Origin of the sequence: Sphingopyxis sp., from assembly GCF_036261875.1 — a bacterium.
Classification (GTDB): domain Bacteria; phylum Pseudomonadota; class Alphaproteobacteria; order Sphingomonadales; family Sphingomonadaceae; genus Sphingopyxis.
This window is the reverse complement of the sequence record NZ_DATAJZ010000014.1, coordinates 1-19298: the sequence shown is the minus strand read 5'-3', so window position 1 is coordinate 19298 and position 19298 is coordinate 1. Positions and strand designations below refer to the sequence as shown.

The following is a 19298-nucleotide window of genomic DNA, read 5'->3' as shown; positions in this document are numbered from 1 at the left end:
CCGGCCCTGCTGATCCGGCGAAGCGTGCCGGGGGCGCGGCGAGTCATCCCCGGTTAACGCGCGGCGGCGTAGGATGCCCGACGGGTAGGGTATGTTGAAGACAGGAGTCATATCATGCGTACGCTGATCCCCGCCATCCTCGCCGCCGCCGCGATGCTCGCCGCGCCCGCCGCCTTCGCGAAGGACACGCGCACGCCCGAACAGCAGCTCGAAAAGCTGCTCGAAGGCCGCGTCGCCGGCACGCCGCAGGATTGCATCAACCTCGCCGCGACCAACAGCAGTCAGGTGATCGACAAGACCGCGATCGTCTATCGCGTCGGCAATACGCTGTGGGTCAACCGCCCGCGCGGCGGCGCCGATCAGCTCGGCGAGGACGATATTCTCGTCACCAAGACGACATCGTCGCGGCTGTGCAGCATCGACACCGTCGAACTGCACGACCGCACGAGCCACATGTACAGCGGCTTCGTCTCGCTCGGCGAGTTTGTGCCGTATCGGAAGGTCAAGGCGGCGGCGCAATAACCGGCGTGCAGGACGACGAGACCCCGCGGGCCGCACCGCCCCCCGACTGGGCCGCACGGCTCCTCGCCTTCTGGTTCGACGGCCACGGCATGGACGACTGGTACGGCGGCGGGCCCGGCTTCGACGCGGAGGTGCGCGCGCTGGCGGGCGACTGGCGCGAGGTGCTGCGCGCGCAGCCGGCCGAGGCTTTTCTGACCGACCCCGACACCGCGCTCGCCGCGGTGATCCTGTTCGACCAGGTGCCGCGCAACATCCACCGCCGCCAGGCCGAGGCTTTCGCGACCGACGACCTCGCCCGCGCGGTCGCGCGCGGCATCGTCGCAAAGGGTTGGGACCAAAGCTGGCCCGACGAGCGGCGCCAATTCGCCTATCTGCCCTTCGAGCATAGCGAGGAGATCGCCGACCAGCGCGAATCGCTGCGGCTGATGAACGAGCTAGCCGATCCGGTCTTCCACGATTATGCGAAGAAGCATTTCGACATGATCGACCGCTTCGGCCGCTTCCCGCACCGCAACATGGCGCTCGGCCGCGCCAATCGCCCGGGCGAGGAGGCGGCGATAGAAGAAGGCGGCAATTGGTGATAGGGCGCAGGCCTTCGCAGCGCGGACAGGACCCATGGCCGAATTCACCGACACGCTGACCGACAGGCATATCGCCTTCATCGAACGGCAGCCGCTCTTCTTCACCGCCACCGCGGCCGCGGAGGGCCGCATCAACCTGTCGCCCAAGGGCTATGACTGTTTCCGCATATTGTCCGAAAGCCGGGTCGCGTGGCTCGATCTCGGCGGCTCGGGGAACGAGACGCACGCGCATCTCGCGGCCGACGGACGGATCACGCTGATGTTCTGCGCCTTCGACCGCACCGCCTGGATCCTGCGCATCTATGGCCGCGGCCGCGCGGTGCTGCCGCAGGATGCCGATTGGGACGCGCTTGCCGCGCATTTCACTTTGCTCCCCGGCACGCGCCAGATTTTCGTGATCGACATCGAAAGCGTCCAGACGAGCTGCGGCTGGGGCGTGCCGATGATGGAATTGAGTCAGGAGCGCGAGACGCTGCGAAAATATCACCGTCAGGCCGACCCCGTCGCCTGGGTCGAAAAGGTCCAGGGCCGCACGCAAAGCATCGACGGACTGCCGACCCGCCCCACCGACCGCTATATCGCGGGCGACGCCTGATGGCGCTCGTCGAACTGATCCGCCTGCCGAACGGCGTCGAGGCCGAATTGCTGCGCGGCCGCCTCGAAAGCGCCGGCGTCCACGCCGTCTGCTTCGACGCGGGCATGAACATCGCCGAAAGCGTCGGGCTGCTCATCCCGGTGCGCGTCATGGTGCTCGACGAGGATCTGGAGGAAGCCCGCGCGCTGATGCAAGAGTTCGGCGTCGGCTGAAAATCAGTCGTCATTCGAGGAGCGTAGCGACGAAGCAATCCAGGGTTGCGTAAACCGCTCTGGATTGCTTCGCTCCGCTCGCGATGACGATGATATGGCGGGCAACCCGATCGCTCTCCATTCGTCATATAATGAGCAATGAAAGACAACGGCCCATCCCGCCCATGATCAAGGTCGCCAGCTATAATATGCGCAAGGGCATCGGGCTCGACCGGCGCCGCGATCCGGGTCGGGTGCTCTCGGTGCTGCGCGAGCTCGACGCCGACGTCGTCGCGCTGCAGGAGGCCGACCGCCGCTTCGGCACCCGCGCCAGCGCCATCCCGCCGCACATGTTCGAGGAGCATAGCGACTATGTGCCGGTCGATCTGCTCGATGGCCGCCCCTATGCGATCGGCTGGCACGGCAATGCGCTGCTCGTCCGCAAGGGGATCGCGGTCGAGGAAAGCCATGCGCTTCACCTGCCGACGCTCGAACCGCGCGGCGCGGTCGCCGCGACCCTGCGCATCGGCGACGACCGGCTGCGTGTCGTCGGCATGCACCTCGACATTTCGGGGCTGCGCCGCCGCCAGCAGGCGCGCGCGATCCTCCACCATGTCGCCGAGGGGGAGGACTTGCCGACGATCCTGATGGGCGACTGCAACGAATGGCGCGCCGCGGGCGGTTGCCTCGCCGATTTCGGCGAGCATCACCGGCCCGTCGACACCGGCCACAGCTTCCACAGCCGCCGTCCGGTCGCCAAGCTCGACCGCATCTTCGCCTCGCCCGACCTCGAACCCGTCGACGCCGGCGTCCACCGCAGCCCCCTCGCCGCGCGCGCCTCGGATCATCTGCCGATCTGGGCGCGGTTCAAAGCGGCGGAGTCAGTCCGAAGCGAATAGACATCGGCTTGCTTCCACTCGTCACTCCGGACTTGATCCGGGGTCCCGCTTGTCACCGTTGCTGAGCGGGACCCCGGATCAAGTCCGGGGTGACGAAGCATCGTCCATCCGACTCTGCCCAAAATATAGGCAAGCCCCTGCCTCGCCTGCCCACCTAACGAACGATTGAGCCTGTCCTCGACTCAAAGACCGCCACAAAATGTCGCCTTCCACCGCACCCGCGCAATTTGGCACGGCTGTTGCACCGCAACATGATGCCACAAGCAGAAGGGGGCATCATGAAGCTGATCCTGGCTATCATCAAACCGTTCAAGCTCGACGAGGTGCGCGAAGCGCTCACCGCGCTCGGCATTGCCGGCATGACCGTGACCGAGGTCAAGGGTTTCGGCCGCCAGAAGGGGCAGACCGAAATCTACCGCGGCGCCGAATATGCCACGAACATGGTCCCGAAGGTGAAGATCGAGCTCGTCTGCGACGACGCGCTCGCACCGCGGGTCGTCGAGACGCTCCAGCAAAGCGCCGGCACCGGCTCGATCGGCGACGGCAAGATTTTCGTCCTCGACGTGGGTCAGGCGGTGCGCATCCGCACCGGCGAGACCGGCGAGGCGGCGCTCTAATGAAGGGGGAACCTATGAATTTCGCAAACAAGATCGCGGCGAGCGCCGGGGCCGCGGGCCTCGCGCTGTTCGCGGCGCTGCCCGCCTGGGCGCAGGACGCCGCCGCCGCGGCGCCCGCACCGGTCGTCGACAAGGGCGACACCGCCTGGATGATGACCTCGACCGTGCTCGTGCTCGCGATGATCCTGCCGGGCCTCGCGCTCTTCTACGGCGGCCTCACCCGCACCAAGAACATGCTCTCGACGATGACGCAGATCGGCGCGCTCGCCTGCCTCGCGATGATCGTCTGGGTCTGCTACGGCTATGGCCTCGCCTTCGGGCCTGAAGGCAACGCCTTCATCTCCTGGGGTAAGTTCTTCCTCGCCGGCGTGACCCCCGACAGCCTCGCCGACACCTTCTCGGACGGCTTCAAGCTGCCCGAATATGTGTTCATCAGCTTCCAGATGACCTTCGCCGCGATCACGCTGGCGCTGGTCCTCGGCGCGACGGTCGAGCGCATGAAATTCTCGGCGGCGCTCGTCTTCGGCATCATCTGGCTGACGATCGTCTATTTCCCGATCGCGCACATGGTGTGGGCGGCCGGCGGCTTCCTGTTCGAGGGCGGCATGTTCGGCACTTCGCTCCCCGCCGCGCTCGACTTCGCGGGCGGCACCGTGGTCCACATCAACGCCGGCGTATCGGCGCTCGTCGCTTCGCTGATCCTCGGCAAGCGGATCGGCTATCAGAAGGAAATCATGGCGCCGCACTCGCTGACCCTGACGATGGTCGGCACCGGCCTGCTCTGGGTGGGCTGGTTCGGCTTCAACGCCGGCTCGGCGCTCGAGGCCAATGGTTCGGCGGCGCTCGCGATGATCAACACCTTCGTCGCCACCGCCTCCGCCGCGCTGTTCTGGATGCTCGCCGAAAAGGTCGCGGGCCACAAGCCCTCGGCGCTGGGCTTCTGCTCGGGCGTCATCGCGGGGCTCGTCGCCGTGACCCCGGCGGCGGGCAATTCGGGCCCGTTCGGCGCGATCATCCTCGGCGCCGTCGCCTCGGTGATCTGCTTCTACGCCGTGACCGTCCTCAAGCCGAAGCTCGGCTATGACGACGCGCTCGACGCCTTCGGCATCCACGGCATCGGCGGCATCGTCGGCGCGATCGGCACCGGCATCGTCTATGCGCCGAGCCTCGGCGGCCCCGGCGGCGCGGATTTCGCCATCGGCCCGCAGGTCGCGACGCAGGTCGTCGCAGTGCTCGTCGCGATCGTCTGGGCCGTCATCGGCACCACCATCGCCACCACCATCGCCAAGGCGCTCACCGGCCTCCGTGTCAGCGAAGAGGTCGAACGCGAAGGCCTCGACCTCGGCGAGCATGGGGAGCGCGCCTACAATAATTGACGAGACAGGATACCCGCCGCCGCACTCTCTCCTCTTTCAAAGGGCGGCGGGGTCCTACCCAGGTTCCTCCTGCGAACCACTGGCCGGGCGCTTTGGCTCCCGGCCACTTTTTTGTGCGCAGCATAGGTGTTGGAGCGCGCTTTGCCGGGCCTTTCCAAGCCCCGCGAATGACTGCACAAAATTTCAGCTTGGGTGCCGCAAATTTAGTCTTTGCAACATGACATTAATATGGCATTCAGTCTGCCATGAGTTTCAGGAGGGGAGAGCCTGAAAGGCTGGGCCGGGACGAAAGTCCCGGCCCTCTTTTTTTGCCTTGAGCGCATCGGCCCTGGAAATCCGCGATTTTTCAGCAAATCGGCTTGGGGTCGAACCCTGTAAAATCCTGATCGGCTCTTCCTTCTTTCGTCATTCCCGCGAAAGCGGGAATCCCGCTCCTCTTTGTGGCTTCGTGGCTTTGTGCGAGTCCCAAAAAATCTCGCACAAAGGCACGAAGAAGATAGAGGTTCAAGACAGCGGGATTCCCGCTTTCGCGCGAATTACGGCCTCAATGCAATATGCTTGGGTCTCGCTGCCCTTCCTCCGGAGGAGGCGCGCGCCGAATCACCCCAGCGCCGCCTTCACGAAATCAGCGGCACGCTCGCCGATCATGATGCTCGGCGCATTGGTATTGCCGCTGACGAGGCGCGGCATGACGCTCGCGTCGGCGACCCACAGCGCATCGATCCCGTTCAGCTTCAGCGCCGGATCGACCACCGCGTCGGCGTCGCTGCCCATCCGGCACGAGCCCACGGGGTGATAGACGGTGTCGGCGCGGCTGCGGATCAGCGCGTCGAGCGCCGCATCGTCGCCCAAGTCGACCGGATGCCGGTCGGCGCCGGCATAATCCGACAAAGGCGGCGCGGCGACGATGCGGTGCATCATCCGCACCCCCGCGCGCAGGGTCGCCATGTCGCGATCGTCGGTGAGGAAGCCCGGATCGATCAGCGGCGCCGCCGCCGCATCGCCCGACGCCAGCGTCACGCTCCCCCGGCTCTCGGGCCTGAGCACGCAGGCGTGGCACGAAAAGCCATGCCCCTTCACCTTGGTCCGCCCATGATCCTCGAGCATCGCGGGTACGAAATGATATTGCACGTCGGGCGCGGGCAGGTCGGGCCGCGATTTCCAGAAGCCCCCCGCCTCGGCGAAACAGGTCGTCATGATCCCGGTGCGGCGGGTGCGATGCTCGAGGATCGCCTTCACCATCCGCCACGTGCCGCCCAGGCTGTCGCCGAACGGATCGACCGATCGCGTCTCCCAGCTCGACACATAGTCGATATGGTCCTGCAGATTCGCGCCGACGCCCGCGCGGTCGGCGGCGACATCGATGCCCTTGTCCTTCAGATGCGCCGCAGGGCCGATGCCCGACAGCATCAATATCTGCGGGCTGCCGAACGCCCCCGCCGACAGGATCACCCCGCCGCGCGCGCGCAACGTCTCGCGCCTCGACCCGCGCCGGATCACGACGCCGGTCGCGCGCCCGTCCTCGACGACGATCTTCTCGACCAGCGCGCCGGTGCGAATGTCGAAGTTCGCGCGCTCGCGCAGCGGCTCGACATAGGCACGCGCCGCCGACCAGCGCTCGCCCGCCTTCTGCGTCACCTGATAGAGGCCGAAACCCTCCTGCTGCGCGCCGTTGAAATCGGCCGTGCGCGGCAGTTGCAGCGCCGCCGCGCTCTCGACGAAGCGCCGGCTCGTCACATTGGGCCAGCGCTGGTCCATGACGTTCAGCGGCCCGTCGCCGCCGTGAAACGCATCCGCGCCGCGCTCATTGCCCTCGCTGCGCTTGAAGTAGGGCAGCACGTCGGCATAGCTCCACCCCGTCGCACCGAGCGCCGCCCATTGGTCGTAGTCGAAGGCGTGACCCCGGATATAGACCATCGCGTTGATCGCGCTCGACCCGCCGAGCCCGCGCCCGCGCGGCTGGTAGCCGGCGCGGCCGTTCAGCCCCTTTTGCGGCACCGTCTCATATTGATAGTTCGAGGTCTTGGGGATGAAGGGCATGAAGCCCGGCGTCTTGACCCGGACCGTATCGTTGCGCCCGCCCGCCTCGACCAGGCAGACCGTGCGCGTCCCATCCTCGGCGAGCCGCCCCGCCGCCGCGCTCCCCGCGCTGCCGCCGCCGATGACGATGATGTCGAACTGATCCATATACCGCTCCCCTCGCCACCCGTCCGGTGGTCATTCGAGACTTACATGAATGTCATTAGGGAGCGAGGCAAGACCCATTCCCGTCACCCCGGACTTGATCCGGGGTCCCGCTTTCAGACAGTATCGAGCGGGACCCCGGATCAAGTCCGGGGTGACGAGGTGTTTACTCCGCCGCCTCTTCCGCCGTTCGCCCCGCCGCCCAGCGCTCCTTGATCGTCGCGCTCGTCGCACGGCTGCCGTCGTGGCTCCAGCCGGGCTCGCGCCACATATAGGAAAGCTTGTGCCGCCACGGCGCGTGCCAGACATCCTTCGCGATCCCGACCCATTCGTGAAACGCGGCCCAGAGGATATTGAAGCTGCCGAGCTGCTTGACGATGCCGTAGCGCACCGGCTCGTCGTCGCGCTCGGCGACGAAGCTGCCGAACATCCGGTCCCAGATGATGAACACCCCCGCATAATTGGCGTCGAGATAGCGCGGATTGACGCCGTGATGGACGCGGTGGTGCGACGGCGTGTTCATCACCGCCTCGAACCATTTCGGCATCCGCCCGATCGCCTCGGTATGGATCCAGAATTGATAGATGAGGTTCAGCCCGGCGCAGAAAAAGACCATCGCGGGCGGAAAGCCGATCAGGAATAAGGGCAGGCGGAACAGGAAGGTCAGGCTGAAAAAGCCCGTCCACGTCTGCCTGAGGGCGGTCGACAGATTATAATGCTGGCTCGAATGATGGATGACATGGCTCGCCCAGAACCAGCGCACGCGGTGCGCGCTCCGGTGAAAGGCATAATAGGCCAGGTCGTCGAGGAAGAAGCAGAGGATCCACGCCCACCACCAGCTGCGAAAGTCGAGCCCGATGTCGAACAGGTGGAATTGATAGACCCACACCGCCATGCCGATCACCGCCGCGCCGACCGCCGCGCCCGCGACCTGACTGATCGTGCCGAGCATCAGCGAGGTCAGCGTGTCGCGCGCTTCGTAGCGGCTCCGGTCGCGGCGCAGCGCGATCAACATCTCGATGATCAGCAGCAAGATGAAGCCGGGAACGGCGTAAACAACGGGATCGGGCAGCTTATCCACAGTTGAGATCCCGCATCCGGCTCGCCCACATCCCCGCTTCCTTCCCCAATTGCAACGTCACCGCGCCGAAGGTGCGCTCGGGGCTGGTCAGCGTCAGAAACTCCTTGTCGAGCCGCCCCACCGTCGCCGCATCGACCGGCCGCGCTGCGAAATGATTGCCGTGCGCGCGCACCAGCATCATCCGCCCCTCGGCATTGCGCACGATCGCCGCAAAGCCCGCGCGGTCGCGCGCGACCTCGATTCCCTTGAACCCCGCCTCGGCCTCTTCAGCCAGCCGGATCGCATGGTCCGCATCCGCGATACGCGGGTCGGCGCCGAGCCCGATCCGCTTGACCAGCCAGGCGACGAACAGCACCGCGATCAGCGATACGCCGAGCTGGATCAACGCCGCCTGATTCATTTTTCCCCCGCGAGCGCGTCCAGCATCGGCCGGAGGCCGGTCAGGTCATAGCCCGCCTTCGCCGCCGCTTCGACGATGCCCTCGACATCATCGCCCGCCCGCGCGCGCGCCAAGGCCCAGAGGTGCGTCGAGCGCGTCCCCGAGCGGCAATAGGCGAGGATCGGCCCCGTCGCCGCGGCGAGCAATTTGTCGAGCGCGTCGATCTGCGCATGGCTGAACCCCGCATGGCCGATCGGGATCGCCGCATAGGCCAGCCCCTCGGCCGCGCAGGCGATGGAGATATGCTCGCCCTGCGGCGCCGCGGGCTCCTCGCCGTCGGGGCGGTTGTTGACGACCATGGCAAAGCCTTGCGCCTTGGCCTCGGCGACATCCTCGATGCCGATCTGCGGCGCGACGCTGAACTGGGCGGACAGGGCTCGAAAATCGCTCATGCCAGCGATCTACTCCCGCCGCCCGCGTGCTGACAAGCGTGAAAGCCGCCAATATTACGATGGCGCGGTTTTCGATTTGTCTCACGCAAAGGCGCGAAGGCGCGAAGAAGAAAGAATATCTCACACAAAGACACAAAGAGGGCGCGCCCGGCCTGCGGCGTCGGCCCGTCGCCGCAGGCGACTATATCGAATGCGCTTCGCGCGGTTCTTCGCAGCGCCCATGGCGCGCGCCGCCCTCTTTGTGTCTTTGTGTGAGGTCCTCTTTTTTCCTTCTTCTTCACGCCTTCGCGCCTTTGCGTGAGATTTCTTTCCCTAAAACTGCCGGATCACGTCCAGAAACGCATCGCCCCACGCCTCCAGCTTCTTGGCCCCGACACCCGGAATCGTCGCGAGGTCGGCGCGCGTCGCCGGCCGTTCGCTCGCCATCGCGCGCAGTGCCGCGTCGTGGAAGATCACATAGGGCGGCACCTGCGCCTCGGCGGCAAGCTCGCGCCGCATCGCGCGCAGCGCCTCGAACAGCGGATCGCCGACCGGGTTCGCCGCCGCGCCGTCGCCGCGCCGCGCCGAACGCCCGCCATCGCGCTGCGTCCGCTTCACCGGCGGCTCGGCCATCAGCACCGGCGTCTCACCCTTCATCATCGCGCGCCCGGCGGGGCCGAACATCAACCCGCCATGCTCGGTCGTCTCCAGCGCCTCGCGCGCGACGAGGGTGCGGACGAGCGGCTTGATCAGCCGCGCCTCCTCGCCCGCGACGATCCCGAACACCGATAATTTGTCGTGCCCGCGCCCCACGATGCGCTCGTCGCTTTTCCCCGTCAGCACCGCCTCGACATGCCCGGCGCCATAGCTCTGCCCGGTGCGATAGACCGCGCTCAGCAATTTCTGCGCGAGCACCGTCGCGTCGATCTGGCGCGGCGGATCGAGGCAGGTGTCGCAATTGCCGCAGCGCTCGGGCGGAGTCTCGCCGAAATGGCGCAGCAGCAGCGCGCGGCGGCATTCGACCGTCTCGACCAGCGCCGCCAGCGCATTGAGCCGCGCCCGCTCGCCCGAAATACGCGCCTCCGGCAGTTCGCCGAGCCGCATCCGCGCGCGCGCGAAATCATCGGCGCCCCACAGCATCAGCGCCTCGGCGGGATCGCCGTCGCGCCCCGCGCGCCCCGTCTCCTGATAATAGCTCTCGATCGATTTCGGCAGCCCGGCGTGGGCGACGAAGCGCACGTCGGGCTTGTCGATCCCCATGCCGAAGGCGACCGTCGCGGTGACGATCCCGTCCTCCGACGCGACGAAGTCATGCTGCACCCGCGCGCGCCGTTCGGGGTCTAGCCCGGCGTGATAGGCCGCGACCGGCCGCCCCGTCGCCGCCGCCAGCTTCGCCGCCATCCGCTCGGTCCCGTCGCGCGTCGGGCAATAGACGATCCCCGGCCCCGGATTGGCGGTAATGAAATCGGTGAGCTGCTTCGCCGGGCTGACGCGCGGGCTCACGCGATAGCGGATGTTCGGCCGGTCGAACCCCGCGAGCACCAGCCCCTCGGCCGGAATGCCGAGCTGGAGCAATATGTCTTCGCGCGTATGCTTGTCGGCGGTCGCCGTCAGCGCGAGCCGCGGCACCTCTGGAAAGGCATCGAGCAGCGGCCGCAGCAGGCGGTAATCGGGGCGAAAATCATGCCCCCATTCGCTGACGCAATGCGCCTCGTCGATCGCGAACAGCGCCGGCGCGCGCGCCTCCACCAGCGACCGGAACCCCTCGCCCGTCGCGCGTTCAGGCGCGATATAGAGCAGGTCGAGCGCGCCGTCGCGATAGGCCTGCCGCGTGTCGGCGAAATCGGCATCGACACTGGTCAGGCTGGCGGCGCGTATCCCCGCCGCGCGCGCGCCGCGAAGCTGGTCGTGCATCAGCGCGATCAGCGGCGACACGACGACGACGCAGCCGTCCAATGCCACGGCGGGAAGCTGATAGGTCAGCGACTTGCCCGCCCCGGTCGGCATCACCGCCAGCGTCCGCTCGCCCGCCATCACCCGCGCGACGACCTCGGCCTGGCGGCCGCGGAAGGCGTCGAAACCGAAAGTGGACTTGAGCAGCGGGAGGAGCGCGTCGGCGGACATTGTGCGGTGGCGATAGGGCGGATGGCCAGGAGAGGGAAGCCCTACGCCTCCAATTTCGTCATTGCGAGCGCAGCGAAGCAATCTCCAGCTCTCGATCTTGCTCCGCGCCGATAGCTGGAGATTGCTTCGTCGCTTCGCTCCTCGCAATGACAGCGTTAAACCCCCGCCAGCATCGCCCTTTCCGCCATCCGCGCCGCGGTCTCGCGCTCGGCCATCACGACATGGTCGGCGCCGCGCCGCACCAGATCGTCGACCTCCTCGTCCGAATGCGCGCGCGCGACGATGACGAGCTTCGGGTTGATCGCCCGCGCCCGCCGCACGATCGCGCCCGCTTCGGCGCCCTCGGGAATCGCGACGAGCAAGGTCCGCGCCGTGTCGAGCCCCGCCTTGCGCAGCACGCTTTCCTTGGTCGCGTCGCCGACGATCACCGTCGCTCCGGCCGCCTCGGCGGCCGCGGCCATGTCCTTCTGGTCCTCGATCACCACCAGCCCCGCGCCGCGCCCGCAGATCAGACTGCCGATATGACTGCCGACGCGGCCATATCCGATCAGCACCATCCCGGCACCCGTCGGCGCTTCGCTCACGGGCTCAGCTTCGGCCTCGGGCGCGTCTTCCTCTGCCCGGATGCGCCGGACCATCAGCGTGAAGAGGATCGGGTTGAACAGGATCGACAGGATCGATCCCGCCAGGATCAGGTCGCGCGCCTCGGGCGGCATCACCTTCAACCCGACGCCGAGCCCCGCGAGGATGAACGAGAATTCGCCGATCTGCGCCAGGCTGACCGCGATCGTCATCGCGGTCTGGTTCGGATGGCCGAAGGCACGGACGATCGCATAAGCGGCGAAGGATTTGCCGAAGACGATGATCGCCACCGTCGCGATCAGCGGCAGCGGTTGCTCGACCAGCACTTTCGGATCGAACAACATCCCCACCGAGACGAAGAACAGCACCGCGAAGGCGTCGCGCAGCGGCAGCGTCTCCTCCGCCGCGCGGCGGCTGAGTTGCGTCTCTCCCAGGATCATCCCGGCGAAGAAGGCGCCGAGCGCGAAGCTCACGTCGAACACCACCGCGGCGCCGAACGCGACCCCCAATGCGATCGCCAGCACCGCGAGGCGGAACAGCTCGCGCGACCCCGAATGCGCGACCCAGTGCAGCACCGCGGGCAAGATCCGCCGCGCGACGACGAGCATGAAGGCGACGAAGCCGACGACCTTGACCAGCACGATCCCCGCCGACTGGAGCAGTCCGGCGCCACCGCTCTCATCGCCGCGCGCCCCGAACATCGCGGGCAGCAGCACGAGCGCGAGCACCATCGCCAGATCCTCGACGATCAGCCAACCGACCGCGATGCGCCCCTTCTCGGTCTCGACCATGTCGCGCGCCTGCAACGCGCGCAGCAGCACCACCGTGCTCGCGACCGACAGCGCGAGCCCGAAGATCAGGCTGCCCGCGAAGGGCCAGCCGAGCCAAAGCCCCAGCATGACGCCAAGCGCACTCGCCACCGCGATCTGCACGATCGCCCCCGGCACCGCGATCCGCCGCACCGACAAGAGGTCCTTCAAGGAAAAATGCAGCCCGACCCCGAACATCAGCAGGATCACGCCGATCTCGGCGAGCTGGAGCGCGAGCCCGGTATCGGCGACGATCCCCGGCGTGAACGGCCCGACCATCACCCCCGCGAGCAGATAGCCCGCGATCGGCGAAATGCGCAGCTTATGCGCGAGCGCCCCCATCAGAAAGGCAACGCCAAGCCCGGCAACCAGGGTGCCGATCAGGGTGGTGTCGTGCGGCATAGGGCAGCGTAAAGGGCGGCGCGCCGCGGGGTCAAGTTGTGCGGCGCAAAAAAATGCAGGGCGCCCGCACGAGCGCCCCGCATCCCGGCAGAAATGGTCCCTTCAGCTCCGCGTGATCGACGCCCCGCCGTCGAGCAGCGACGCGGTGCCGGTGACGAAGCTCGCGTCGTCCGAGGCGAGATAGAGCACCGACTTCGCAATCTCGATCGGCTGCGCGACGCGCTTCAGCGCGTGCAGGTTGGTCACGAAATCCTGCTTCTCGGCGCTGTCGTTGACCGCCTCGAACATGTCGGTCGCGACCGCGCCGGGGAGCACGGCGTTGACGCGCACCGCCTGCGGCCCATATTCGGCGGCGAGCGCCTGCGTCAGTCCGATCAGCCCCGACTTGCTCGCCGAGTAAGCGGCGCTGCCGGGGAAGGCGAAGCTGTAGCCGATAAAGGTCGAGGTGAAGATCACCGACCCACCGCCGTGCTTCACCATTTCGGCGATCTGGTGCTTGGCGGCGAGGAACGAGGCGGTGAGGTTGACCGCGAGCGCATCCTCGAAGCCCGCCTTGGAGACGTCGGTGCTCGGCCCGGCCTCGCCGAAGACCCCGGCATTGTTGAAGGCGACGTCGAGCCGGCCGAAATGATCGACCGCGGCGCGGACGAGCGCTTCGTGAAAGGCCTCGTCCCGGACGTCGCCGGCAACGGCAACGGCCTTCCCGCCCGCGGCGGCGATCTCGGCCACGAGCGAGTCGAGTTCGGCCTGACGGCGGGCGCCGACGACGACCTGCGCGCCTTCGGCGGCAAAGAGTTTCGCGGTTTCGCGGCCGATGCCCGCGCTGGCGCCGGTGACGATCGCGACCTTGTTCTGCAAACGGTTCATGGTTCATCTCCTGTCTGTCGCGAGCCTGCTGCCCGCGGCGATGACGAAGAGATGGACGCAACCGCCCGTTCGGAATAGACGGCATATATTGGTTCTATAATTCGGAATAACCGAACGATGATCCGTATCGAAGGGATAGCCGCATTCGTCGCGACGGTCGAGAACGGCTCGATCAGCGGCGCCGCGCGCCAGCTTCGCCTGTCGAAGTCGGTGGTGAGCGAGCGCCTCGCCGAACTCGAACGCTCGCTCGGCGGCGCGCTCCTCCATCGCAGCACGCGCAAGCTCGGCCTGACCGAGGACGGCGCCGCCTTTCTGCCGCGCGCGCAGCGGATCACCCGCGACGTCGCCGAGGCCGCGGCCGCGATCGCCGAGCGGCGCGGCACGCTGTCGGGCCCACTGCGCCTCGCCGCGCCGGTTACGTTCGGCCGCCTGCACCTCGGCCCCGCGCTCTACCCCTTTCTGAAAGCCCATCCCGACCTCGCGCTGACCCTCGACCTCGACGACCGGCGGATCGACGTCGCGTCGAGCGGGCACGACGCGATCATCCGGCACGGGGTGATCGACGACACGCGTCTCGTCGCGTGGAAACTCGCGAAGAGCCGCCGCCTGCTCACCGCCTCGGCGGCCTATCTGGCCGAGCACGGCACGCCGCGGACGCTGGACGACCTGCGTCGCCACCGCGGCATCTTCTACACCAACCGCGGCGCCGCCGACTGGCGCTTCCGCACTGCCGCGGGGCCGGTATCGGTGCAGGCGCGCTCGATGTTCGGCGTCAACAATGGCGACATGATGCGCGACGCCGCGATCGCCGGCCTGGGCCTCGCCATGCTCCCCGCCTTCATCGCCGCCCCCGCGATCAAGGCCGGCGATCTCACCGCCGTCCCCCTCGACGTCGCGCCCGACGAGGAATATCTCTACATGGCGCACGCCCAGGGCCGCGACCCGTCGGCGAAACTACGCGCGCTGAGGGATTGCCTCAAGGAGGCGTTCGGCGACCCGCCTTATTGGGATGCGGTGTAGCGCCGCGAGAGCTGCCCCCCGCCGCTATCCGGGTCCTACCATCCGGCTCGATGTAACCTTCGGCGCGTGCCGTCCGAACGCCCTTCGACAACATCCCCATCGATCAGGATAGCACTGCCCATGCCGACGCCCCACCCGTCCCTTGCCACACTGACGGCGATCGCCGCCGCCCCTGCCCTGCTCCTCTCGGGCTTCGCCTGGGCGAGCGGCTGGGTTGGCCCCTCGCGCATCGGCGGCGGGACGATCGTGGACGCGATCGAACATAACGCCGGCAAGCATGACGGCTACCGCCGCGCCCACGCGAAGGGGATTTGCGTCACCGGATACTTCGATGCGAGCGGCGGCGCGGCGGGTCTGTCGCGGGCGCGTTTGTTCGCTCCCGGCCGCTATCCGGTGCTCGGCCGCTTTTCGACCGGCGGCAGCAATCCCTTTGCGACCGACGGACGCAACGTCTTTCACGCGCTGGCGCTGCAACTGACCGGACCCGGCGGCCAGATCTGGCGGATGGCGATGGATCACACTCCGATATTTCCCGTCGCAACGCCGGACGCCTTTGTCGCGCTCCAGCGCGCCTCGCGCCCCGACCCCGCCACGGGAAAGCCCGATCCGACCGCAATGAAGGCCTATCTTGCGCGGCATCCGGAAACGAAAGCCTATCAGGATTATATCGCCGCCGCTCCGTTGCCCGACAGCTTCGCGGGCGGCACCTATTACAGCATCAACGCCTTTCGTTTCATCGATCGCGCGGGGGCGGCGCACGCGGTTCGCTGGGCGTTCGAGCCCGACGCGGCCTTCGGCGCGCTCGACAAGACGAAGCTCGCCAGCCTCCCCACCGACTATCTCTTCGCCGAACTGCGCGCGCGCCTCGCGAAGGGGCCGCTGCGCTGGCACATGACCGTGACGGTCGCGGCGCCCGGCGACGTTACCGGGGATGCGACCCGGATTTGGCCCACGGACCGGCAGAAGGTCGAGGCCGGAACGCTCACCCTGACCGCCGCCGAGCCCGAGGAAACGGGCGCCTGCCGCGACATCACCTTTGATCCTACCCTGTTGCCCGACGGGGTCGCTCTCTCCGACGATCCGCTGCTGCCCGCCCGCTCGGCCGCCTATTCGTCGTCCTTCCAGCGCCGCGCGCTCGAGACGCCCGGCCCCAGCGCCGCCGGCAAGGCTCTCGCGGGCAAGGGGCGCTGACATGCCCGACCGCTTTCATGTCGCGATCCGCGCTCTTCACTGGACAATGGCGCTGCTGATCCTCGCGATGCTGTTCATCGGCGTCGCGATGGTGTCGACCGCCGGACCTGCTTACGCCTCGCTCGTCGCGCTTCATCGTCCGATCGGGATTGCGATCCTGCTTCTCGCCCTCATCCGCCTCGCGATTCGACTCCACACCGGCGCGCCGCCGCTCCCCGCCGATCTGCCGCGCCTGCAGCAACGAACCGCGCGCGGCGCGCATATCCTCCTCTATCTCGCGATGATCGGGATGCCGCTGATCGGCTGGGCGATGCTCTCGGCGGGCGGCTATCCGGTGCGCCTTTCGGCGAGCCTTGTCCTGCCGCCGATCGTTCCGCAGAATCTGTTTGCTTATGGCCTGCTTCGCCGCGCACACACGCTCGTCGCCTTCGCCTTCCTCGCCCTGATCCTCGGCCATCTGACCATAGCGCTCGTTCACGGCTTCATCCGCCGCGACGGGGTGTTGGAGACGATGCTCTTCGCGCGGACACCCGCGGCGCTCCCGGATGCAGAGGAAGAAGCCGGACAGGCTCTCCCCGCCGATTCCGGCGAGGAACCGGCCGAAATAGCCCCCTCCTAAACCGTCCCTTCGTCCTTCTTCGCCTGCGGCGCCCTCCTTTGCCTAACCGAACCCGATGCGCTAGTCTGGAAGAGCGCTGGGATCGGGGAGCGGAGCGGACAGATGACAGAGACAAAACTCGCCTCTGATCGCTGGCTGCGCCATCTCCACCGCCTCGGCTACGTCACGACCGCAATCGTCGCGGCGCAGCTTCTCTTCATCGCCTATATGGTCGGCTCGGAATGGTGGCGGCAGCACCAGATCGATGCCGCCCAGCGTGAAAATACGCGAACCCGCATCGGCGCGCTGGCCGAACAGCCGCCGGATCGAGTTTCCCCGTGGGTAACCGGGTTGCTCGCAACGCTTCCACCGGACGACTCCAGCGCACCCGAATCGCTTCGCATCGCTATCCTCCCTTCGCTTTCCACCCGAAGCTATGCCATATCGATGACGCCCGCTGCCGATGGTCATGTCGGCATCGATTTCGTGATGGCAACCGAAAATCCCTGCGACGTTCGCACACCGCTTCGGATAGACCGGCAGAACTTCACTCTTCCCGAATCCGACTATCGCTCCTTCGCCAACTGGTTCGACGCGACCACCGATGCCTATGCCGGCAGCGAAGAACGCTGGCTCGATGGAACTGTGCTCGCATTCGAGCGACGCAAAGCAACACGAACCACGTCCGGCGCCGGCAACATCCCGAGCCATTACGGCAAACTCGCCGCTCGGCTATTGACGTTGCTGCGACCGCATCTCCACGGCCTCCCTGAGGATGCGAACGGGCACGTCGCGACGCCTGACGAAAGCTGTCCCCCCTAAACCGTCCCCTCTTCCTTCTCCGCCTGCTGCCGCGCCCACATGTCGGCGTAGAGCCCGCGCATCGCCAGAAGCTGGTCGTGCGTTCCCGTCTCGGCCACCCGCCCGCGATCAAGCACGACGATGCGGTCGGCGCCCGTCACCGTCGACAGCCGGTGCGCGATGACCAGCGTCGTGCGGCGGCGCGCGATGCCGTCGAGCGTGTCCTGGATCGCCGCCTCGGTGCGGCTGTCGAGCGCGCTCGTCGCTTCGTCGAGGATCAGGATCGGCGGATTCTTGAGCAAGGTGCGCGCGATCGCCACCCGCTGCTTCTCGCCGCCCGACAGCTTCAGTCCGCGCTCGCCGACCTCGGTCTCATAACCTTGCGGCAGCATCGCGATGAAGCCGTCGATCGCCGCGCCCTCCGCCGCCGCCGCGATTTCGGCGGCGCTCGCATCGGCGCGGCCATAGGCGATGTTATAGCCGATCGAATCGTTGAAAAGCACCGTGTCCTGCGGAACGATGCCGATCGCGGCGCGCAGGCTCTTCTGGGTCACCGCCTTGATGTCCTGCCCGTCGATCGTCACGCGCCCACCCTGCGGGTCATAGAAACGATAGAGCAACCGCGCGATCGTCGACTTGCCCGCGCCCGACGGCCCGACGATCGCCAGCGTCTCGCCCGCGCCGACCGCGAAGCTGACGCCGTTCAGGATCGTCCGGTCGGATTCGTAACCGAAGACGACATTCTCGAACGTCACCGCGCCGCCGGTCACGATCAGCGGCCCGGCATCCGGCGCATCGCGTATCTCCGGCGGCGTGTCGATCAGGCGGAACATCGCCTCCATGTCGATCAGTCCCTGGCGGATGGTGCGATAGACCATGCCGAGCAGGTCGAGCGGGCGGAAAAGCTGCGCAAGCAGCGTGTTCACCAGCACCACGTCGCCGACCGCGAACTGCCCCTTCGACCAGCCCCACACCGTATAGGCCATCGCCCCCGCCATCGCGCTGTTGGTGATCAGGCTCTGCCCGACATTGAGCCAGGCGAGGCTGTTCTCGCTCGTCACCGCGGCGCGCGCATATTGGTCGGCGACGTCGCGGTAACGCGCCGTCTCGCGCTCCTCGGCGCCGAAATATTTGACCGTCTCGTAATTGAGCAGGCTGTCGACGCTGCGCCCGACGGTCAGCGTGTCGAGGTCGTTCATGCGGGTGCGCAGCGCGGTGCGCCAGTCGGTCACTCGCCGCGTGAAACCGATATAGACGACGACCATCAGCGCAGTCGCGCCTGCCAGCCCGAAACTGAATTTGGTCCAGAAGATCGCGAGCACCGCGACCAGCTCGATCAGCGTCGGTGCGATGTTGAACAGCAGGAAATAGAGCATCGTGTCGATGCTCTTGGTCCCGCGCTCGATCACCTTGGTGACCTCGCCGGTGCGCCGCGCGAGGTGGAAACGCAGGCTCAGCGCATGGAGGTGCGCGAAAGTCGCGATCGCGAGTTCGCGCGTCGCATCCTGCCCGACCCGCTCGAACACCACATTGCGGAGATTGTCGAACAACACCCCGGCAAAGCGCGCCCCGGCATAAGCGACGACCAGCCCGATCGCGAGCGCGACCCCCGCCTCCATCCCCGGCGCCATCCGGTCGATCGCGGCGCCATAGAGAAAGCCCATCGAGATCTGCACGCCTTTCGACGCGAGTACGATCAGCGCGGCGAGGACGATCCGCGCCTTGTGCCCCGTCTGTCCCGCGGGCCACAAATAGGGCAGAAAACGCCGCAGCGTCGCCAGGATCGGCGGTTCGCTGCGCTTGTCGGTGGAGAGGGCGGTATCGGGCGGCATGAGGAGCCCATGTAGGGTGCGCGCGTGCGGAGGCCAAGCGGTCCTTGTCTGCCAGCGACCGATTGCGGCCATGCCGATCCTCCCTGCGGCGCAGCCGTGGGGAGGGGGACCGCCGCGAAGCGGTGGTGGAGGGGCCGCGACGGTTGCGCCAAGGGCCCCTCCGTCAGCGCTGCGCCAAAGGCGCAGTTTATCCTGAGCGCCTGCAAGGCAGTCGAA

At 67.3% G+C, this 19298-nt stretch carries 19 protein-coding genes; 11 read left to right on the top strand and 8 right to left on the bottom strand.

Translation table 11 applies throughout. From position 1 onward, the window contains the following. Positions 1 to 114 precede the first annotated feature (114 nt). The 7 genes from VHO04_RS07785 to VHO04_RS07755 all read left to right on the top strand — a co-directional run bounded on the left by VHO04_RS07785 (position 115) and on the right by VHO04_RS07755 (position 4781). Positions 115 to 522, top strand: a complete 408-nt coding sequence (locus tag VHO04_RS07785; RefSeq protein WP_329627789.1) for a hypothetical protein — start codon at positions 115 to 117, stop codon at positions 520 to 522. A gap of 5 nt (positions 523 to 527) precedes the next feature. Continuing rightward, positions 528 to 1103, top strand: coding sequence for a DUF924 family protein (locus VHO04_RS07780; RefSeq protein WP_329627788.1), 576 nt, complete (start codon positions 528 to 530; stop codon positions 1101 to 1103). Positions 1104 to 1137: 34 nt separating this feature from the next. Next, complete coding sequence (locus VHO04_RS07775) at positions 1138 to 1698, top strand: pyridoxamine 5'-phosphate oxidase family protein (protein ID WP_329627787.1); 561 nt, start codon at positions 1138 to 1140, stop codon at positions 1696 to 1698. Continuing rightward, complete coding sequence (locus VHO04_RS07770) at positions 1698 to 1910, top strand: DUF2007 domain-containing protein (RefSeq protein ID WP_257545494.1); 213 nt, start codon at positions 1698 to 1700, stop codon at positions 1908 to 1910. Before VHO04_RS07775 ends, VHO04_RS07770 begins: the two co-directional genes overlap by 1 nt. A 164-nt stretch (positions 1911 to 2074) precedes the next feature. Further along, entirely contained in the window at positions 2075 to 2788 is a 714-nt protein-coding gene (locus VHO04_RS07765; RefSeq protein WP_329627786.1) for an endonuclease/exonuclease/phosphatase family protein, read from the top strand. Between the two features lie 278 nt (positions 2789 to 3066). Further along, positions 3067 to 3405 carry a P-II family nitrogen regulator gene (locus tag VHO04_RS07760; RefSeq protein WP_257545498.1) on the top strand — a complete coding sequence of 113 codons (339 nt, stop codon included), beginning with the start codon at positions 3067 to 3069 and terminating at the stop codon, positions 3403 to 3405. Positions 3406 to 3419: 14 nt separating this feature from the next. Next, entirely contained in the window at positions 3420 to 4781 is a 1362-nt protein-coding gene (locus VHO04_RS07755; protein ID WP_329627785.1) for an ammonium transporter, read from the top strand. Positions 4782 to 5381: 600 nt separating this feature from the next. Here the strand turns inward: VHO04_RS07755 and VHO04_RS07750 are convergent. The 7 genes from VHO04_RS07750 to VHO04_RS07720 form a co-directional block, all read right to left on the bottom strand. After that, on the bottom strand, positions 5382 to 6968 hold the full coding sequence (locus VHO04_RS07750) for a GMC family oxidoreductase (protein ID WP_329627784.1): 1587 nt from the start codon (positions 6966 to 6968) through the stop codon (positions 5382 to 5384). Between the two features lie 163 nt (positions 6969 to 7131). Further along, positions 7132 to 8046 carry a sterol desaturase family protein gene (locus tag VHO04_RS07745; RefSeq protein ID WP_329627783.1) on the bottom strand — a complete coding sequence of 305 codons (915 nt, stop codon included), beginning with the start codon at positions 8044 to 8046 and terminating at the stop codon, positions 7132 to 7134. Then, positions 8039 to 8446, bottom strand: a complete 408-nt coding sequence (locus VHO04_RS07740; RefSeq protein ID WP_329627782.1) for a hypothetical protein — start codon at positions 8444 to 8446, stop codon at positions 8039 to 8041. The genes VHO04_RS07745 and VHO04_RS07740 overlap by 8 nt, the downstream gene beginning before the upstream one ends. Next, the gene (locus VHO04_RS07735; protein WP_329627781.1) at positions 8443 to 8877 is read right to left on the bottom strand and encodes a TIGR01244 family sulfur transferase; all 435 of its coding nucleotides are present in this window, start codon (positions 8875 to 8877) and stop codon (positions 8443 to 8445) included. Before VHO04_RS07735 ends, VHO04_RS07740 begins: the two co-directional genes overlap by 4 nt. A gap of 312 nt (positions 8878 to 9189) precedes the next feature. Continuing rightward, on the bottom strand, positions 9190 to 10980 hold the full coding sequence (gene recQ / locus VHO04_RS07730) for a DNA helicase RecQ (RefSeq protein WP_329627780.1): 1791 nt from the start codon (positions 10978 to 10980) through the stop codon (positions 9190 to 9192). Positions 10981 to 11135: 155 nt separating this feature from the next. Continuing rightward, entirely contained in the window at positions 11136 to 12773 is a 1638-nt protein-coding gene (gene ybaL, locus VHO04_RS07725; RefSeq protein WP_329627779.1) for a YbaL family putative K(+) efflux transporter, read from the bottom strand. A 102-nt stretch (positions 12774 to 12875) separates the two neighbouring features. Then, positions 12876 to 13640 carry an SDR family oxidoreductase gene (locus VHO04_RS07720; protein ID WP_329627778.1) on the bottom strand — a complete coding sequence of 255 codons (765 nt, stop codon included), beginning with the start codon at positions 13638 to 13640 and terminating at the stop codon, positions 12876 to 12878. 117 nt (positions 13641 to 13757) lie between these two features. Here VHO04_RS07720 and VHO04_RS07715 point away from each other — a divergent pair, with 117 nt between their 5' ends. From VHO04_RS07715 to VHO04_RS07700, 4 genes are all read left to right on the top strand, one after another. Next, positions 13758 to 14660 (top strand): LysR family transcriptional regulator, encoded by a 903-nt coding sequence (locus VHO04_RS07715; RefSeq protein WP_329627777.1) that lies wholly within the window; start codon positions 13758 to 13760, stop codon positions 14658 to 14660. A 120-nt stretch (positions 14661 to 14780) separates the two neighbouring features. Then, on the top strand, positions 14781 to 15851 hold the full coding sequence (locus tag VHO04_RS07710) for a catalase family peroxidase (protein WP_329627776.1): 1071 nt from the start codon (positions 14781 to 14783) through the stop codon (positions 15849 to 15851). Position 15852: 1 nt separating this feature from the next. Then, entirely contained in the window at positions 15853 to 16470 is a 618-nt protein-coding gene (locus tag VHO04_RS07705; protein WP_329627775.1) for a cytochrome b, read from the top strand. A 102-nt stretch (positions 16471 to 16572) separates the two neighbouring features. Next, positions 16573 to 17271, top strand: coding sequence for a hypothetical protein (locus tag VHO04_RS07700; RefSeq protein ID WP_329627774.1), 699 nt, complete (start codon positions 16573 to 16575; stop codon positions 17269 to 17271). Here VHO04_RS07700 and VHO04_RS07695 read toward each other — a convergent pair. Beyond that, a complete protein-coding gene (locus tag VHO04_RS07695; protein ID WP_329627773.1) occupies positions 17268 to 19082 on the bottom strand; it encodes an ABC transporter ATP-binding protein/permease in 1815 nt (604 codons plus the stop codon). The two genes, VHO04_RS07700 and VHO04_RS07695, sit on opposite strands and share 4 nt — an antisense overlap. Positions 19083 to 19298: the final 216 nt, after the last annotated feature.

Coding starts and splice junctions, on each gene's coding strand:
- VHO04_RS07735 (WP_329627781.1), bottom strand. CDS start 8,877: ATGAGCGATTTTCGAGCCCTGTCCGCCCAGTTCAGCGTCGCGCCGCAG.
- VHO04_RS07740 (WP_329627782.1), bottom strand. CDS start 8,446: ATGAATCAGGCGGCGTTGATCCAGCTCGGCGTATCGCTGATCGCGGTG.
- VHO04_RS07750 (WP_329627784.1), bottom strand. CDS start 6,968: ATGGATCAGTTCGACATCATCGTCATCGGCGGCGGCAGCGCGGGGAGC.
- VHO04_RS07760 (WP_257545498.1), top strand. CDS start 3,067: ATGAAGCTGATCCTGGCTATCATCAAACCGTTCAAGCTCGACGAGGTG.
- VHO04_RS07785 (WP_329627789.1), top strand. CDS start 115: ATGCGTACGCTGATCCCCGCCATCCTCGCCGCCGCCGCGATGCTCGCC.
- ybaL (WP_329627779.1), bottom strand. CDS start 12,773: ATGCCGCACGACACCACCCTGATCGGCACCCTGGTTGCCGGGCTTGGC.
- VHO04_RS07775 (WP_329627787.1), top strand. CDS start 1,138: ATGGCCGAATTCACCGACACGCTGACCGACAGGCATATCGCCTTCATC.
- VHO04_RS07695 (WP_329627773.1), bottom strand. CDS start 19,082: ATGCCGCCCGATACCGCCCTCTCCACCGACAAGCGCAGCGAACCGCCG.
- VHO04_RS07755 (WP_329627785.1), top strand. CDS start 3,420: ATGAATTTCGCAAACAAGATCGCGGCGAGCGCCGGGGCCGCGGGCCTC.
- VHO04_RS07715 (WP_329627777.1), top strand. CDS start 13,758: ATGATCCGTATCGAAGGGATAGCCGCATTCGTCGCGACGGTCGAGAAC.
- VHO04_RS07700 (WP_329627774.1), top strand. CDS start 16,573: ATGACAGAGACAAAACTCGCCTCTGATCGCTGGCTGCGCCATCTCCAC.
- VHO04_RS07710 (WP_329627776.1), top strand. CDS start 14,781: ATGCCGACGCCCCACCCGTCCCTTGCCACACTGACGGCGATCGCCGCC.
- VHO04_RS07720 (WP_329627778.1), bottom strand. CDS start 13,640: ATGAACCGTTTGCAGAACAAGGTCGCGATCGTCACCGGCGCCAGCGCG.
- VHO04_RS07765 (WP_329627786.1), top strand. CDS start 2,075: ATGATCAAGGTCGCCAGCTATAATATGCGCAAGGGCATCGGGCTCGAC.
- VHO04_RS07770 (WP_257545494.1), top strand. CDS start 1,698: ATGGCGCTCGTCGAACTGATCCGCCTGCCGAACGGCGTCGAGGCCGAA.
- VHO04_RS07705 (WP_329627775.1), top strand. CDS start 15,853: ATGCCCGACCGCTTTCATGTCGCGATCCGCGCTCTTCACTGGACAATG.
- recQ (WP_329627780.1), bottom strand. CDS start 10,980: ATGTCCGCCGACGCGCTCCTCCCGCTGCTCAAGTCCACTTTCGGTTTC.